The organism is Bosea sp. ANAM02 (assembly GCF_011764485.1).
Classification (GTDB): Bacteria; Pseudomonadota; Alphaproteobacteria; order Rhizobiales; family Beijerinckiaceae; genus Allobosea.
On sequence record NZ_AP022848.1, the window covers coordinates 4939143 to 4955300 of the forward strand.

17 protein-coding genes are annotated in these 16158 nt (G+C 66.7%); 10 read left to right on the forward strand and 7 right to left on the reverse strand.

Annotated features, from left to right (window positions below; translation table 11 throughout):
• The first annotated feature begins 44 nt into the window (after window positions 1-44).
• The 5 genes from OCUBac02_RS23525 to OCUBac02_RS23545 all read left to right on the forward strand — a co-directional run bounded on the left by OCUBac02_RS23525 (window position 45) and on the right by OCUBac02_RS23545 (window position 5150).
• Window positions 45-581, forward strand: a complete 537-nt coding sequence (locus OCUBac02_RS23525) for a MarR family winged helix-turn-helix transcriptional regulator (protein ID WP_173049153.1) — start codon at window positions 45-47, stop codon at window positions 579-581.
• Window positions 582-605: 24 nt separating this feature from the next.
• Window positions 606-2198 (forward strand): ABC transporter substrate-binding protein, encoded by a 1593-nt coding sequence (locus OCUBac02_RS23530; RefSeq protein ID WP_173049155.1) that lies wholly within the window; start codon window positions 606-608, stop codon window positions 2196-2198.
• A 76-nt stretch (window positions 2199-2274) separates the two neighbouring features.
• Window positions 2275-3222: an isoaspartyl peptidase/L-asparaginase family protein gene (locus OCUBac02_RS23535; RefSeq protein ID WP_173049157.1), complete on the forward strand. Its 948-nt coding sequence runs from the start codon at window positions 2275-2277 to the stop codon at window positions 3220-3222.
• 159 nt (window positions 3223-3381) lie between these two features.
• Window positions 3382-4422: a ketopantoate reductase family protein gene (locus OCUBac02_RS23540; protein ID WP_173049159.1), complete on the forward strand. Its 1041-nt coding sequence runs from the start codon at window positions 3382-3384 to the stop codon at window positions 4420-4422.
• The gene (locus OCUBac02_RS23545) at window positions 4395-5150 is read left to right on the forward strand and encodes an SDR family NAD(P)-dependent oxidoreductase (RefSeq protein WP_173049161.1); all 756 of its coding nucleotides are present in this window, start codon (window positions 4395-4397) and stop codon (window positions 5148-5150) included. The genes OCUBac02_RS23540 and OCUBac02_RS23545 overlap by 28 nt, the downstream gene beginning before the upstream one ends.
• Window positions 5151-5272: 122 nt before the next feature.
• Here the strand turns inward: OCUBac02_RS23545 and OCUBac02_RS23550 are convergent, their stop codons facing one another.
• The 4 genes from OCUBac02_RS23550 to OCUBac02_RS23565 are packed head-to-tail and all read right to left on the reverse strand — an operon-like array spanning window position 5273 to window position 7207.
• A complete protein-coding gene (locus tag OCUBac02_RS23550; RefSeq protein WP_052232575.1) occupies window positions 5273-5707 on the reverse strand; it encodes a VOC family protein in 435 nt (144 codons plus the stop codon).
• A 32-nt stretch (window positions 5708-5739) separates the two neighbouring features.
• Window positions 5740-6222 carry a DUF1579 domain-containing protein gene (locus OCUBac02_RS23555; RefSeq protein WP_047581413.1) on the reverse strand — a complete coding sequence of 161 codons (483 nt, stop codon included), beginning with the start codon at window positions 6220-6222 and terminating at the stop codon, window positions 5740-5742.
• A gap of 50 nt (window positions 6223-6272) precedes the next feature.
• Window positions 6273-6818, reverse strand: a complete 546-nt coding sequence (locus OCUBac02_RS23560) for an SRPBCC family protein (protein WP_173049162.1) — start codon at window positions 6816-6818, stop codon at window positions 6273-6275.
• 41 nt (window positions 6819-6859) lie between these two features.
• The gene (locus tag OCUBac02_RS23565; protein ID WP_173049823.1) at window positions 6860-7207 is read right to left on the reverse strand and encodes an ArsR/SmtB family transcription factor; all 348 of its coding nucleotides are present in this window, start codon (window positions 7205-7207) and stop codon (window positions 6860-6862) included.
• Window positions 7208-7362: 155 nt separating this feature from the next.
• On the opposite strand from OCUBac02_RS23565, the gene OCUBac02_RS23570 reads away from it, so the two are divergent.
• On the forward strand, window positions 7363-8817 hold the full coding sequence (locus OCUBac02_RS23570) for an AMP nucleosidase (RefSeq protein ID WP_047581417.1): 1455 nt from the start codon (window positions 7363-7365) through the stop codon (window positions 8815-8817).
• 120 nt (window positions 8818-8937) lie between these two features.
• Here the strand turns inward: OCUBac02_RS23570 and ubiB are convergent, their stop codons facing one another.
• Together ubiB and ubiE are read right to left on the reverse strand one after the other, a co-directional pair.
• On the reverse strand, window positions 8938-10494 hold the full coding sequence (gene ubiB, locus OCUBac02_RS23575; RefSeq protein WP_173049824.1) for a 2-polyprenylphenol 6-hydroxylase: 1557 nt from the start codon (window positions 10492-10494) through the stop codon (window positions 8938-8940).
• Between the two features lie 130 nt (window positions 10495-10624).
• Entirely contained in the window at window positions 10625-11386 is a 762-nt protein-coding gene (gene ubiE / locus OCUBac02_RS23580) for a bifunctional demethylmenaquinone methyltransferase/2-methoxy-6-polyprenyl-1,4-benzoquinol methylase UbiE (protein ID WP_173049164.1), read from the reverse strand.
• Between the two features lie 114 nt (window positions 11387-11500).
• On the opposite strand from ubiE, the gene mutM reads away from it, so the two are divergent.
• Window positions 11501-12397, forward strand: a complete 897-nt coding sequence (gene mutM / locus OCUBac02_RS23585) for a bifunctional DNA-formamidopyrimidine glycosylase/DNA-(apurinic or apyrimidinic site) lyase (RefSeq protein WP_173049826.1) — start codon at window positions 11501-11503, stop codon at window positions 12395-12397.
• A 2-nt stretch (window positions 12398-12399) separates the two neighbouring features.
• Here mutM and OCUBac02_RS23590 read toward each other — a convergent pair whose 3' ends face one another.
• Window positions 12400-12963: a lipocalin family protein gene (locus tag OCUBac02_RS23590; protein WP_244639034.1), complete on the reverse strand. Its 564-nt coding sequence runs from the start codon at window positions 12961-12963 to the stop codon at window positions 12400-12402.
• 189 nt (window positions 12964-13152) lie between these two features.
• On the opposite strand from OCUBac02_RS23590, the gene OCUBac02_RS23595 reads away from it, so the two are divergent.
• The 3 genes from OCUBac02_RS23595 (at window position 13153) to rpsT (ending at window position 15477) form a co-directional block, all read left to right on the forward strand.
• On the forward strand, window positions 13153-13926 hold the full coding sequence (locus tag OCUBac02_RS23595) for an enoyl-CoA hydratase (RefSeq protein ID WP_173049166.1): 774 nt from the start codon (window positions 13153-13155) through the stop codon (window positions 13924-13926).
• Window positions 13927-14048: 122 nt separating this feature from the next.
• The gene (locus OCUBac02_RS23600; RefSeq protein WP_173049168.1) at window positions 14049-15029 is read left to right on the forward strand and encodes a threo-3-hydroxy-L-aspartate ammonia-lyase; all 981 of its coding nucleotides are present in this window, start codon (window positions 14049-14051) and stop codon (window positions 15027-15029) included.
• Window positions 15030-15210: 181 nt separating this feature from the next.
• Window positions 15211-15477: a 30S ribosomal protein S20 gene (gene rpsT, locus OCUBac02_RS23605; RefSeq protein WP_047581773.1), complete on the forward strand. Its 267-nt coding sequence runs from the start codon at window positions 15211-15213 to the stop codon at window positions 15475-15477.
• Window positions 15478-16158: the final 681 nt, after the last annotated feature.

Consider the following 16158-nt stretch of genomic DNA (forward strand, 5'->3'; position numbering starts at 1 on the left):
CGTCAAGTTCCATTTGGAACTAAATCGGCCGAGAGATTTCCCCGATGCGACGCGCGCCGACTTCTCCTTCCCGCGCCGATCCGGAGCGCGAGACCGCGCTGGCCGAGCTCGATCCGCTGACCGTGACCAAGCTCTGGGACAATCCCTGCTGGCTGTCCTTCCGCCTGAACTTCATCGCCTTCCGCTTCAACGACCCGGTCTATCGCTGGATCGAGACGCGCTACGGCCTGGTCCGCCCGGAATTCGTCGCGCTCTATGCCGTGGGCCTCCGGGAAGGCGTCGCCGCCAAGAACATCGTGGCTTCCTCCGGCCTGCCCAAGAACACGCTCTCGCGCGCCGTGCAGAAATTGCTGCAGCGGCGCCTGCTCAAGCGCGAGACCGATCCGGACGACCTGCGCAGCTATGTGCTCCATCTCACGCCGGCCGGGCGCAAGATCTTCGACGAGACCATGGTGCCGATGCTCGAACACCAGACGACGATGCTCGCCGCTCTCAGCGAGGGCGAGCAGCGCCAGCTCTGCGCCCTGATGGACAAGCTCGTGATCGCCTCGCCCGCCTGGCCTCAGGAACTCGCTTCATAACCACGAAAAACAGGGGATACCGTCATGACAATCGTGAAGAGCTTCCGCCTCGCCGCCTTCGCCGCCCTGCTCGGCGCCACCGTCTCGACCGGGGCTCTCGCCCAGACGCTGACGATCGGCGTCCGCGCCGGGCCGGAATCGATCGATCCGCATTTCACCGCGACCGGCACCCATGCCGAAGCGCTCAAGCATGTCTTCGACACGCTGACCTGGTCCGGCGACAAGCTGCAGATCGAACCGCGCCTGGCGCTGAGCTGGAAGACGCTGGAGCCGACGGTCTGGGAATTCAAGCTGCGCCCCGGCGTCAAGTTCCATGACGGCTCGGACTTCACCGCCGAGGACGTCAAGTTCTCGATCGAGCGTATCCCGGTCGTCGCGGGGCCGAACCCGACGACGATCTATGTCCGGCGCGTCAAGGAGGTGAAGATCGTCGATCCGCTGACGGTGCATATCGTCACCGACGGGCCGGCGCCGAACCTGCCGAACGATTTCATCCGGCTCTTCATCGTCTCGCACAAGGCCGCCGCCGGCCTGACCAAGGACAATGCCAACGAAGCCTTCAATTCCGGCAAGGCGGCCGTCGGCACCGGCCCCTACAAGTTCGTCTCCTGGACGCCGAAGGACCAGATGGTTCTCGACCGGTTCGACGGCTATTGGGGCGCCAAGCAGCCCTGGGCCAAGGTCGTGCGCAAGGAACTGCCGAACGACGCCGCCCGCGTCGCCCAGCTCAAGGCGGGCCAGGTCGACCTGATCGTGCGCGTGCCCGCCTCCGACGTGCCGACGCTGAAGCGCGACGCCAAGCTCACCGTCAGCACGATCGAGAGCGTCTATCTCTTCAACATGGAGCTCGACATGCGGGACAAATCCCCGCAGGTCAGCGCCAAGGACGGCTCGGCCCTGCCGAAGAACCCGATGCAGGACCCGAAGGTGCGCGAGGCGATCGATCTCGCCATCGACCGGCCGGCGCTGGCGGAGATCGCGATGGAAGGGCTCGGCACCCCCGCAAACCAGTTGGTGACGCCGACGATCGCCGGCTTCAACAAGAGCCTGCCGCCGCTCAAGCCCGACCTCGCCAGGGCGAAGAAGCTGATGGAGGAGGCCGGCTATCCCAACGGCTTCAAGGTCGGCTTCGCCTTCACCAGCGACCGCCTGCCCGGCGACCGGCAGGTCGGCACCTCGATCGCGCAGATGCTGGCGCGCATCGGCATCGAGGTGAACGCCAACGCACAGCCCGGCGCGGTGTTCTTCCCGGCCCGCACGCGCGGCGATTTCTCGATGACGATGTCCGGCTGGGGTACGCTGACGGGCGAGGCGAACTATACGCTCTCCTCCGTGGTCCATTCCAACGACCCGGCCAAGAAGCTCGGCGCCTTCAACGTGCTCGGCTACAAGAATGCCGAGGTCGACAAGCTGATCGAGGACGCCGCCGTCGAGATGGACGAGGCCAAGCGCAACAAGATGCTGTCCGACGCGGCTGCGATCATCGCCAAGGACCGGCCGCGCCTGCCGATCGCCGCCGTCGGTTCCGCCTGGGCGATGCAGAAGGACAAGGTGACGATCAGCCCGCGCGTCGACGAGGACACGCTGGCGATGGACATCAAGCCCGCCAAGAAGTAACGGGGCCGCCTTCAACGCCATGGCCGGTCCCGGCCGGCCATGGCCGCGCACGCTCAAGACCCGACAGGATAAAGACATGACCCTCGCGCTCGCCATCCATGGCGGCTGCGGCACCTTGCCGAAAGCCGAGATGACGGAGGCCGAATGGGCCCAGGCCCGGTCCGACCTCGCCAGCGCCTTGCGGGCCGGCTGGGCGATCCTGAGCAAGGGCGGGGCGGCGGTCGACGCCGTCGAGGCGGCCGTTCGGGCGATGGAGGATTCCCCGCATTTCAACGCCGGCCACGGCGCCGCCTTCAACACCGAAGGCGAGCACGAGCTCGACGCCTCGATCATGGACGGGGCGACGCTGGCCGCCGGCGCGATCTGCGGCGCCAAGCGCATCCGCAACCCGATCGCGGCCGCCAAGGCCTTGATGCTGCGCGGCGATCCCGTGCTGCTCGCCGGCGGCGCCGCCGATGATTTCGCCGAGCACGAGGGGGTGGACACCGTCGAGAACGAGCATTTCTCGACCGAGCGGCGGCGCAAGAACCTCGCCTCGATGAAGCTGCGCGAGATCGTCGGCACCGCCGCCGAGGCGAGCGAGGCGGAAAAGCACGGCACGGTCGGCGCCGTCGCCTGCGACGCGCAGGGCCATCTCGCCGCGGCGACCTCGACCGGCGGCTATACCAACAAGCCGGTCGGCCGCGTCGGCGATTCCCCGATCATCGGCGCCGGCACCTATGCCCGCGACGGGCGCTGTGCGGTCTCCGGCACCGGCAAGGGCGAGTATTTCATCCGCTACTGCGTCGGCCACGAGATCGCGTCGCTGATCGCCTATAAGGGCCTCTCGCTGGAGGGAGCGACGGATGCGGTCCTCGCCGAGCTTTCCGAGCACAAGGTCGGCGCGGGCCTCGTCGCCGTCGGTTCCGATGGATCGGTGGTCGCGCCCTACAATACCGAAGGCATGTATCGCGGCTGGGTGACGGCGGACGGCCTGATCCATGTCGCGACGCATGACCATGTCGAGCTGGCGGGGCAGGCGTGACGCAGGTTTCGTCTTCCGCAGCCCTCATCCCGAGGAGCCGCGAAGCGGCGTCTCGAAGGATGTTCGGGGAGGCGCGGGAGATAGCTGGAGCATCCTTCGAGACGCAAGCCTCCGGCTTGCTCCTCAGGATGAGGGCTTGGTGGTGGAAAGGCTTCTGTTGTGACCGCTGAACCCATCCTGATCTGGGGCGCCGGCGCCATCGGCGGCACGCTCGGCGCCTATTGGGCGCGAGCCGGTATCCCGGTCCTGCTCGTCGATATCGTCGCGGAGCATGTCGAGGCCTGCCGGACCAAGGGCCTGGCGATTTCCGGGCCGGTCGAGGATTTCACGCAGGTCGTGCCTGCCGCGACGCCGGCCGAACTGACCGGCCGCCATAGCCGCATCGTGCTCGCGGTGAAGGCCGGCGCGACGGAGGCCGCACTTGCAGCTCTGAAGCCACATCTGGCGGAGGACGGCTTCGTGCTCTCCGCCCAGAACGGGCTGAACGAACTCGCCATCGCCAGGGCCGTCGGCGAGCGGCGCACCATGGGCTGCTTCGTCAATTTCGGCGCCGACTGGCTCGGGCCGGGCGAGATCCTCTACGGCAATCGCGGCGCGACCGTCGTCGGCGAGGTCGACGGCTCGATGAGCGAGCGGGCCATCGAGATGCATCGCCTGATGCAGATATTCGAACCCGATGCGATCCTGACCGACAACATCTTCGGCTATCTCTGGGGCAAGCTCGCCTATGGCGCGATGCTGTTCGGGACGGCGCTGACCGGCGATTCGATGTCGGCGAATTTCGCCGATCCGCAGCGGCTGCCGGTCTGGCTCGCGCTGGGGCGCGAGGTCGGGGCGGTCGCGACGAAGCGCGGCGTGACCTCGCTCGGCTTCGGCGCGTTCGATCCGATGGTGTTCGCGCCGGGACGGCCCGAAGGCCCGCAGATCGAGACGATCCGCTGGCTGGCGCATTACACCGCGCAGACCGCCAAGACCCATTCCGGCATCTGGCGCGATCTCGCGGTGCGCAAGCGCAGGACCGAGGTCGACCCGCAGATCGGGGTCATCGCCACGCTCGGCCGGGAGGTCGGCATCGCAACGCCCGCGATCGAGACGCTGGTCACGCTGATCCACGACATCGAGGACGGCCGCCGCCCGATGGCCTTCGAAACGCTCAAGGTATTGATCGACCAATGCAGATCCGCTTCGACGGCCGCGTAGCCCTCGTCACCGGCGCAGCCCAGGGTATCGGGCGCGCGATCGCCGCCGCGCTGGCGGACGCGGGCGCCCGCGTCCATCTCGCCGATATCGACGAAGCCGGGGTGCAGGCCGCCGCGAAAGAGCTTGGCGCGACCGGGCACGCCGCCGATCTCGGCTCGCCCGAAGCCGCGCAGGCGCTGGTGCGCGAGATCGTGGCAGTCGACGGCCGGCTCGACCTTCTCGTCCATGCCGCCGGGGGCGTGCGCGGACAGGTCGGCCGGGCGATCGAGGCGATTTCCGAGGATGACTGGCGCGTGATCTTCGCCGCCAATGTCGATGCCGCCTTCTTCCTGGCGCAGGCGGCGGCGCCCGTGATGAAGCAGGCGGGGTATGGGCGGATCGTGACGATCTCGTCGGGCGCCGGCCTGCGGCCCAGCCTCACCGGCATTCAGGCCTATGCCAGCGCCAAGCATGCGCTGGTCGGCTTGACCAGGCAGCTCGCCTGGGAGTTCGGCCCGCACGGCATCACGGTGAACTCGGTGGCGCCGGGCTTCGTGCGCTCCAATCCCGCCAGCGAGCGGCAATGGCAGAGCTATGGGCCGGAGGGGCAGAAGCGCCTCGTCGAGAGCATCCATACCCGCCGGCTCGGCACGCCCGAGGACATCGCCAACGCCACGCTGTTCTTCCTGAGCGAGCAGGCCGGCTGGATCAGCGGTCAGGTGCTCTCCGTGGATGGCGGCCGGTCTTAGGGGCGGCTGGAGCGCGCCGTCATGCTCGGACTTGACCCGAGCATATCGTCCCGAAGGAGGCTCCAGCGCCTTGTTTTGCGTGAGATTCTCGGGTCAAGCCCGAGAATGACGCCGCACCTATCTCAACCGCAATTCGCCTGATCCGCAGGCATTTCCGCGCCGACCATCCAGTTGGTGCCGAAACGGTCGGTCAGCATGCCGAAGCGCGGCGACCAGAAGGTCTCGGCCATCGGCATGTTGATCTTGGCGCCGCCCTCCGACAGGCCGGCGAAGATGCGCTCAGCCTCTTCCGGCGTCGCCACGCCGATGCTGACCGAGACCGAGCGCATCGGCCCGTCGCTTTGGTTGGGCGGGGCGTCGGAGGCCATCAGCAACTGGCCCTCGATCTCCAGGCAGGCATGCAGGATCTTGTCCCGCCATTCCGCCGGGACATGCTCCTCGGCCGGCGTGCCCTTGTGGTCCATCATGGCCTGGATCGTGCCGCCCAGAACCTTGTGATAATGGGTGAAAGCCTCGCGGCAATTGCCCTCGAACATCAGATAGGTCGACAGTTTCATCGCATATCCTCCTGCGTGCCTGTGGGAAGCGCTCAGCGCTTGCGGTGGTATTGGGCGGCCATGAATTCGGTCCACTGACCGTCCGGCCCGAGCGCGCGCGAGGTCAGGGTGCGGTGGTCCGGCGACAGGAAGGTGATGACGTCCTGGTACTTCGCCATGGAGCCGTCGCCCGCCATGCTCGGCCCCTCGGTGTCGAGGACCAGCGACTTGCCGTCGTCGGAAAGCGCGCCGTCATAGGTCCACATCATCGTCATCATCGAGGCGACGAAGCTGCCGACGAAGCGGCCCCTGGCCGGGTCGAAGCCGAGCGTCATCAGGCTGGTGACCGGCTTGCCGTCGGGCCCTTCACCCTGCCCCTCGCCGAGAGTCCAGAGCCCGCCGAGCGAGCGCACGCTTTCCGTCCCCTTCGAGGTTGAGGGCGGCTGGTCCGGCCCCATCGAGCAGTTCATCTCGGCGGTCCAGTCGCCAAGAAGCTGCTGGAGCCACTCATGCTCCTTCTGCGGTTCGCCCATCATGGTCTCCCTCCTCCGGTTTTCGTTCTGTGGGTAATCAGGTGATGCCCGCCTCAGGCGGTGCGCTCGGCCGCGGCCTTCATGGCCTTGAGTCCAGCCTCGAAATCGCCGCCGACCATGCGGTCCATGTCCATGAAGACATGCATGATCTTGCCGATGAACGGAGTCGGGCCGGTCATGATCCAGGTCACGTTCGTACCCTGGTTCTGTGGCGTCAGCGCGAAGACGACGTCGTTATGCGCCTCGAAGGGCTTGAGGAAATCGAGCTTGAGCCCGAGCTTGCCAGGCGCCTGCGCCTCGGTGATGCGCATGCTGCCCTCGCCGACATTCTTGTCGCCGGCCCAGGCATAGGTCGCACCGACCCCTGTCTCGGCCCCGCCGAAGGTGCGCTTCATCGCCGGGTCCTTCTTCTCCCAGGGCGACCAGGCGCTCCAGGCCCGGAAATCGGCGATCAGCGGATAGATGCGCTCCGGCGCGGCATTGATCGCGATGGAGCGGGTGACCTGGAACGTGTCGGGCTTGCGAGCGGCGAGGATCAGCACGACGACGATGCCGGTGGCGACGATACCGAGCAGGCTGAGAAGAATGGTCTTGAGCATGACGAGCACCTGAAACTGAGCTTGAAGGAATGGCTTTGGCGTCAAACGCCGGGCTTATCGGGTGGTTTCGCCTTGATCTCGCGGAGCATCTCGTCCAGCCGCCCCAGGCTCTGGTCCCAGAAACGGCTGTAATGCTCCAGCCATTGCGAGACGTCCTGCAGCGGGCCGGGGTCGAGCCGGCAAGGCCGCCACTGGGCTTCCTTTCCCCGCGTGATCAGCCCGGCGCGCTCCAGCACCTTGAGGTGCTTGGAAACCGCAGGAAGGCTCATCGCGAAGGGCTCGGCCAATTCCTTCACCGAACTCTCGCCTTGCGACAGCCGGTCCAGGATGGCACGGCGCGTCGGGTCGGCGAGGGCTGCGAAGGTCAGGCTGAGCGGGTCCGTCGACATCATATAAAACCGATCAGTTAATTAACTGATCGGTTTACTAACTGCATTCCTCCTGCCTGTCAATCGGGTTGGGCCGCAAGCTGGCGCGAGCCCCCGCCGGTTGTTGTCAGGAGCGCGGACACGCGGCTAGAACCAGTGCGATACGAGGAGGGCTCATGAGCTTCGAGACCGCAGCGACACCGGAAGCCGCCGTGGACCGGCTCGAACGGCTCTATGACGCGGCGCGCTCGGCCCTGCGCGGCGACCTGCAGCGCTTCTTCGAGACCGGCGAGGCGCCGACGCACGAGGACCGGGAGCGCTATCGCTATCCGATGCTGCGCGTGACCTACGAGCCCTCGAAGCTGCCGGAAGCGACGCGGCGCGGCTATGCCAAATTCGCGGTACCCGGCATCTACTCGACCACGGTGACGCAGCCGGCCGAGTTCCGCGCCTATCTGCTCGACCAGCTCGAGCCGCTCGCCGCCGAATACGGCGCGACGATCGAGACGGGCATCAGCACGCAGGAAATCCCCTATCCTTACGCGCTCGAAGGTGGCGACGAACTGGGGCGCGGCAAGATCACCGCGGCGGAACTGGCGCGCTATTTCCCGACGCCGCTCTTGGCGCTGGTCGGCGACGAGATCGCCGATGGCACTTATGATCTGATCGAGGGCGAGCCACGCCCGCTCTCGCTGTTCGACGCGGTTCGGGTCGATTACTCGCTGCGGCGGCTGGTGCACTATACCGGCACCGACTGGCGGGCCGTGCAGCCCTGGGTGCTGCTCACCAACTACCATCGCTATGTCGACCAGTTCGTCCGGCTCGGCCTCGCCGAGATCGAGGCCGGCACGGCCGAGGCGCTGATCGCACCGGGCGGCATCCGCATCGATAGGGACGGGATCGACGTCTCGGCCGCCGAGCGGGTGATGTCGGCGCCTTGGCACCGCTTCCAGATGCCGGCCTACCATCTGATCCGGACCGGCGGCGAGGGCGTGACGCTGGTCAATATCGGGGTCGGTCCCTCCAACGCGAAGAACATCACCGACCATCTCGCGGTGCTCCGGCCGAATTGCTGGCTGATGGTCGGGCATTGCGGCGGCCTGCGCCAGACCCAGATCATCGGCGACTACGTGCTGGCCCATGCCTATCTCCGGCAGGACCGCATCCTCGACGATCTCGTGCCGCCGGATATCCCGATTCCGGCGCTGGCGGAGGTGCAGGTCGCGCTCCAGCAGGCGGCTGCCGACATCACCGGCGAGAAAGGCGACCGGCTGAAGCAGCGCCTGCGCACCGGCACCGTGGTGACCCAGGACGACCGCAACTGGGAGTTGCAATGGACCAAGGAGCGGCGGCGCATCAACCTGTCGCGCGCCATCGCGGTCGACATGGAATCCGGCACGATCGCGGCCCAGGGCTATCGGCTGCGCGTTCCCTACGGCACCTTGCTCTGCGTCTCGGACAAGCCGCTGCATGGCGAGATCAAGCTGCCCGGCGCAGCGAACGCCTTCTACGAGCGCGCCGTCGGCGAGCACCTGCGCATCGGGCTCGACGCGCTGGAGAAGCTGAAGAAGGCGGGTGCCACGATCCACTCGCGCAAGCTCAGGAGCTTCGACGAGCCGCCGTTCCGGTAGATCAATGCACGTCATGCTCGGGCTTGACCCGAGCATCCCGGGACGAGAAGGCGCCTTATCCGGCATGAGATTCTCGGGTCGAAGCTGTGCTTCGCCCGAGAATGACGGCAAGCGCTCGACCTAGCCGAACACCCCGTAGGCCAAGAGCCCCGCGATCACCCAGAGCGCGATATTGCCCCAGCGGTTGCGGCGGGCTTCCGCCCGGCCGATCGCCTCGACGCTGCGCTCGTCGAGCGAGAAGCCGTGGCGCGAGGCGTCCTCGAGCTGGCCGAGCACGCGTTCGGCGCGGACGACGGTATCCGGCAGCGCCGCCAGCGAGCCGAGCAGCGAACGGGCGCCGCGCCCGGCCTCCTCCAGCCGACCGATCGGACCGAGATTGTGAGTGATCCAGCTCCGCACCACCGGATCGGCCGTGCCCCACATGTCCAAATGCGGATCGAGCGTGCGGGCGACGCCCTCGACCACCACCATGGTCTTCTGGAGCATGACGAGCTCGGTGCGGGTCGCCATGTCGAACATGCCGGTGATCTCGAAGAGCAGGGTCAGCACCTTCGCCATCGAGATCTGGTCGGCGCTCTTGTCGTGGATCGGCTCGCCGACGGCGCGGATCGCCTGGGCGAAATCGGCGACGTCGTGATGGGCCGGGACATAGCCGGCCTCGAAATGCACCTGCGCCACGCGGGCATAGTCGCGGGTGATGAAGCCTAGCAGAATCTCGGCGAGGAAGCGCCGCTCCTTCAGGCCGAGCCGGCCCATGATGCCGCCATCGACCGCGACAAGGCGCCCCTCCGCATCGACGAAGAGGTTTCCGGGATGCATGTCGGCATGGAAGAAGCCGTCGCGGATCGCATGTTTCAGGAAGGACTGGATGATCTTGCGCGCCAGATCCGGCAGATCGTGGCCGGCGGCGCGCAGGCCCTCGACATCGGAGAGGCGGACAGCGTCGATCCATTCGTCGACCAGCATCTCCCGCGCCGTGAGCTGCCAATCCGGCTCCGGCACGCGGAAATCGGGATCATCCCTGGTATTCTCCGCGAATTCGGAGAGGGCAGCGGCTTCCAGCCGCAGGTCCATCTCCATCGCGACCGAGCGCGCCAGGGTCTCGACCACGCCGGTGAAGCGCAGGCGCCGCGCCTCGGCCGAGCGGGCCTCCGCCTGCTCGGCGCCGAAGCGCATCGCCGCGAGGTCGCGGTTGAAGCGGTCGCGGATGCCGGGTCGCAGAACCTTCACCGCGACCTCGCGGCCATCCTTCAGCCGGGCACGGTGGACCTGCGCGATCGAGGCGGCCGCGACCGGCTCGCTGAATTCGACGAAGATGTCCTCGAGCTTGCCGCCATGGGCGGCCTCGACGATGGCGCGGGCTTCCGCCATCGGGAAGGCGGGCATCCGGTCCTGCAGGGCCGAGAGGTCCTGCGCGATCTTCATGCCGACGACATCGGGCCGCGTCGCCAGGAACTGGCCGAACTTCACATAGGAGGGACCGAGCCGGGTCATCGCCGCCGCGAGGCGGGTCGCGGAGGAGCCGGCGCCGCGCCGCTCGATCAGGCGGCCGACGCGGATCAGGCCGCGCGCCAGCGGCGGCAGCACGGACGGGTCGACCAGCGCCAGCGCCCCCTCGCGCGCCAGCACGAAGCCGACGCGCGCGCCGCGCAGCATGTGGAAGAAGGACGAGATCATGCGCGGCTCGCTCGCAGGCGAGGCGTTCCCGTCATGGTCGGGCTTGTCCCGACCATCCACGTCTTCCCTTCATCCGCGTCGCAAGACGTGGATGCTCGGCACAAGGCCGAGCATGACGGGGGGAAAGCCATCACAGTTTCCAGCCGGAATGCAGCGCCACGACGCCGCCGGTCATCGGCGTGAACTTCGCCCGGCGGAAGCCGGCATCCTCGATCATGTTCGCGAAGGCCTGCGGCTTCGGGAACTTGCGGATCGACTCGACGAGATACTGGTAGGGCTCGGCCTCGCCGGTGACCAGGCGGCCCATCGGCGGGATGACCTTGAAGGAATAGGTCTCGTAGATCTTGTCGAGCAGGGGCACGTCGACATGGCTGAATTCGAGGCAGAGGAAGCGCCCGCCGCGCTTCAGCACGCGCCAGGCCTCGGCCAAAGCCTTGTCGATCTGCGGCACGTTCCGGATGCCGAAGGCGATGGTGTAGCAGTCGAACTGGTTGTCGGGCAGGCCGAGCGCCTCGGCATTGCCCTGGACGAAGCGGATGCGATCATCTTTCGGGAAGCGCTTGTCGGCGCGCTCGCGCCCGATACGCAGCATGTCGGCATTGATGTCGAGCACGGTGACGTCGGTCTCAGGGCCGCCGGCCTCCAGCACCGAGAAGGCGACGTCGCCCGTGCCGCCGGCCACGTCGAGATGGTGGAAGGGCCTGTCCTTCGCCGGATTGATCGCGGTCAGGAGAGCGCTCTTCCAGGCCCGGTGCAGGCCGCCCGACATCAGGTCGTTCATCAGGTCGTAGCGGTTGGCGACCTTGTGGAAGACGTCGTCGACCTTGGCCTGCTTCTCGGCAAGCTTCACCGTCTCGAAGCCGAAATGGGTGGTGTCGGAAGCTGCTGTCACGGTCGGGCCGGCCTTGTGCAAATCTGTCTTGTATTCGCCTGAGCCGATCAATAGCCAAAGGCGGCGGGCTTGTCGCGGGCCCTCTCGACGCAGGCTTTATTTGAGGTCGTTGGTATGCCGGAGCTACCCGAGGTCGAAACCGTCCGGCGCGGGCTGGAGCCCGCCATGCTGGGCGAGCGCTTCCAGCGCGTCGAGCTGCGCCGGCCGAACCTGCGCTTTCCGCTGCCGGAACGCTTCACCGAGCGCCTGACCGGGCGGCGGATCGAGGCCCTGTCGCGGCGGGCGAAATACCTGATCGCCGATCTCGACGACGGCGCGGCGCTCGTGATGCATCTGGGCATGAGCGGGCGTTTCATCGTCGAGGCGCCCGGCACGCCGCCGACCGAGCCCGGCTCCTATTATCAAGAGATCGGCCGGCACCTGATCCATGACCATGTCGTGTTCGAGATGGGGACAGGCGCGCGCGTCACTTACAACGACGTACGCCGCTTCGGCTTCATGGATCTCGTGCCCCGCGCCGAACTGGCGACATCGAAGCATTTCGCGGGGATGGGCATCGAGCCGCTCGGCAACGAATTGTCGGGCGAGACGCTGGCGAAGCTGTTCGCGGGCAAGTTCGCGCCCCTGAAGGCCGCGCTGCTCGACCAGCGGCTCGTGGCGGGGCTCGGCAATATCTATGTCTGCGAGGCGCTGTTCCGGGCCGGGCTCCATCCGGAAGCGGAAGCCGGGACGATCGCGACGCCGACGGGGCGGCCGCGCGAGACCGCGCACGAACTCGCCCGCATCATCCGCGAGGTGCTGGAGGAGGCGGTCGCGGCCGGCGGCTCGACGCTGCGCGACTTCGCTCATGCCGACGGCTCGCTCGGCTATTTCCAGCACCGTTTCAAGGTCTATGACCGCGAAGGCGAGACCTGCGTCACGCCGGGCTGCGGGCAACTGGTGAAGCGGCTCGTGCAGTCGGGACGCTCGACGTTTTATTGCGAGGGTTGCCAGCCCATGTCACGCCGCTGATCTTAGCGGCGCGGCTGCTCCGGAAATTCCAGTTTCGATACATCGTAGCCTAGCGCCGCTGCGCGAGTGATCAGGCGCCGGCGCTGGGAGGCACCGATCTGTGGGTCGCGCGTGAAGATATAGAGATCGCGCAGCGTCGGGTCGGCCGAGATGAACCAGCTATAATCGTCAGCCCGATCCAGAACCCAGTAGTCGCGCTGCACGGGCACAAAGCCATAAAGTTTGTAGTCCACACGCAGCTTGGCGTTGAAGCCCGGATCAAGAATGCGACCGGCTCCCCCGACAGTCTTCACCTCACCCTGCGGGCTACCCATGCGGCAGGAATCGAGCACTTGAATGCTGCCCTTGCCGCTGCGTCCATATTCGGTTGCGCCGGCCACGCAGCCGTTCGTGATCGCCATCGGACGCCGCGCGATTTCGTGCCACATGCCGGAATAAAAGCGTGCAACATCGATGGGCTTACGCGGCTCGGGCGCCTGATCAACCACTCCCACTCCCGCGCCGCCAGCACAGCCGGCCGCGGCAAGCATCGCCGCAGTGACCAGCAAGATCGAGATCGACTTCACTTCCGCCTCCCATTGTGAATGACCGTGGATGCGACACTTGCCCAACAGTACGCGCAGAAGCGGACACCGGATCCATCGGTTATCCCGGGATGGTCGCATTCACGCATCCCAACTTGCGTCTCCTGCCCGTGGACTTGAGGCCCGACGGCCCGCTAAACCTGCCATCACAAGAGCATCCGGGAGGCCGCCATGGCTTATGAGACCATTCTCGTCGAGACGAAGGGCAAGGTCGGGCTGATCACGCTCAACCGCCCGCAGGCGCTGAACGCGCTGAACGGCCAACTCATCGGCGAGATCAACCAGGCGCTCGACGGCTTCGAGAAGGATGACGGCATCGGCTGCGTCGTCCTCACCGGCTCGGAAAAGGCCTTCGCCGCCGGCGCCGACATCAAGGAAATGCAGAGCCGCACCTTCCCCGGCACCTATCTCGACGACAAGTTCGAGGACTGGGACCGGATCGGCCGGCGCCGCAAGCCGATCGTCGCCGCGGTCGCGGGCTTCGCGCTCGGCGGCGGCTGCGAGCTCGCCATGATGTGCGATTTCATCATCGCCGCCGACAATGCCAGGTTCGGCCAGCCCGAGATCAATCTCGGCGTCATTCCCGGCGCCGGCGGCACGCAGCGCCTGACCAAGGCGGTCGGCAAGGCAAAGGCGATGGACCTGTGCCTGACCGGCCGCATGATGGGCGCCGAGGAAGCCGAACGCTCCGGCCTCGTCGCCCGCGTCGTGCCGCTCGCCGATCTCCTGGCCGAGACGCTCAAGGCGGCCGAGGCGATCGCATCGAAATCGCTGCCCTCCGTGCTGATGGCGAAGGAATCGGTCGAGCGCGCCTTCGAGGTGACGCTGCAGGAAGGCCTGCGCTTCGAGCGCCGCGTCTTCTCGTCGCTCTTCGCGACCGCCGACCAGAAGGAGGGCATGTCCGCCTTCGCCGAGAAGCGGAAGCCCGATTTCAAGAACGGCTGAGTTTCACCGTCTTGGTTTTCCGTCATTCTCGGGCTTGACCCGAGAATCTCATGACGAGAAGACACTGGTTTACGAGATGGTCGGGTCAAGCCCGACCATGACGCCCTGCAGGATCTCCCGCCATGACCGCCAGCAGCCCCGCCCTCCCGACCTATGCCGATGTCGAGGCCGCGGCCGGCAGGCTCAAGGGCATCGCCCATCACACGCCGGCGATGAGCTCCGCCACCGCCAACCGGCGGACGCAGGCCAGCCTCGTCTTCAAGCCCGAGAACCTGCAGCGCATGGGCGCCTTCAAGTTCCGCGGCGGCTATAATGCGATCGCCTCGCTTTCGGCCGAGCAGAAGAAAGCCGGCGTCGTCACCTATTCCTCCGGCAACCATGCCCAGGCCATCGCCTATGCCGGCCAGCTTCTGGGCGTGCCGACCACGATCATCATGCCGAACGACGCGCCGGCCGCGAAGGTCGCTGCGACCGAGGGCTATGGCGGGCAGGTCGTGCGCTATGACCGCTATACCGAGAACCGCCTCGAGATCGGCAAACGCCTCTCGGCCGAGCACGGGCTGACGATCATCCCGCCCTACGATCACCCGCATGTCATCGCCGGCCAGGGCACCGCGACCAAGGAGCTGATCGAGGATGCCGGCCCGCTCGACATCCTGCTCGTGCCGCTCGGCGGCGGCGGGCTGCTCGCCGGCGCGGCGCTCGTCGCCAAGGCGCTGAACCCGGGCTGCCGCGTCTTCGGCGTCGAGCCGGAAGCCGGCAATGACGGCCAGCAGTCGCTGCGCAAGGGCGAGATCGTCGCGATCGGCGTGCCCAAGACCATCGCCGACGGCGCGCAGACCGCCTTCCTCGGCGACCTGACCTTCCCGATCATCCAGCGCGAGGTCGAGGATATCGTCACGGTCAGCGACGCCGCGCTCGTCGATGCCATGCGCTTCTTCGCCGAACGGATGAAGCTCGTCGTCGAGCCGACCGGTTGCCTGGCGGCGGCCGCCGCCTTCACCGGCGCAGTGCCGGTCGAAGGCAAGCGGGTCGGCATTATCCTCTCCGGCGGCAATGTCGATCTGGCGAGCTTCGCGCGCTTTATCGCGCCCTCCGCGTGAGATCGGCTGCCTTGCGGCAATTACGGCGTTGACGTAGCGCCGGCAAGCGACTATAGCCCCACCACTCGCGGCGGCCCGCGCAAGCTCGGCCGCCGCGCACGTTTTTCCAGCAAGGATGCGGCCAGCCCCGCCGGCAATGACGCCAGGCGCCCGGTCGCGATGAAGAGACGAGGACGTTTCGATGGCCAATACGACGTCGGCCAAGAAGGCTACGCGCAAGATCGCCCGCCGCACCGAGGTCAACAAGGCGCGCCGCTCGCGGATGCGCACCTTCCTGCGCAAGGTCGAGGAGGCGATCGCCTCCGGGGACAAGGCGGTCGCCGCCGAGGCCCTGAAGGCCGCCCAGCCGGAAATCATGCGTGCCGCGCAGAAGGGCGTGGTTCACAAGAACACCGCCTCGCGCAAGGTCTCGCGTCTCGCTCACCGCATCGGTGCGCTGGCTTCCTGAGCCAAAAGTTCTAGTCGTCTCGACGACCCGAAAGCCCGGCCGCAAGGCCGGGCTTTTTCGTTGGCTTCATGGGCTCTGTGGCGCCCTCGCCACAGGCCTCGACTGAACAAAACAATGCTGCATTCAAGCTATTTTCGTAAGCTTTCCACGGCCTTGCGGGCTTGACTCTCGGGTGCCGTTCAGGGCGCGAAATCGCGCGCGGGGAGAGACTTGGTCGCTCATAAAAAGATGTGATTTTTCATCATCTTAGTGGGCAAAGGATTTTGGAAGACGGAATCGCGGCGACTCTGCGGCAGGCTTTCCGGCAGCCCGAAAAAAAAGATTCGGCCAAGCCCAGGGCAGGGAGCATGAAGAAAATCTTAAGTTCCCCAACCAATTGCGGCGGGCTGCCCTATCGTCAGCTCCGGCTCCGAAAAGGCGAGTCTCCGAAGCCGGCTGAAAGGGGTGTTGCAGCCCGTCGAGAGCGCCCTGTAAGGTCCCCTTCATCGCCGGGCGGACAGCAATGACCGCCGCGGGATTTCCAGAGATGATCAGCGTTTTGGCTCGCGACCATGGAGGTTGGAGGATGTGACCCTTTGTCTTTCTTGATCGAGATGAAGGGTGGCGTCGTCCCTCGGCGAGCCTTCCAAGCGTAATCAGCAGAACCGGAACCGAAGCCCGTCGTGGTGCCATGCGCCTGTC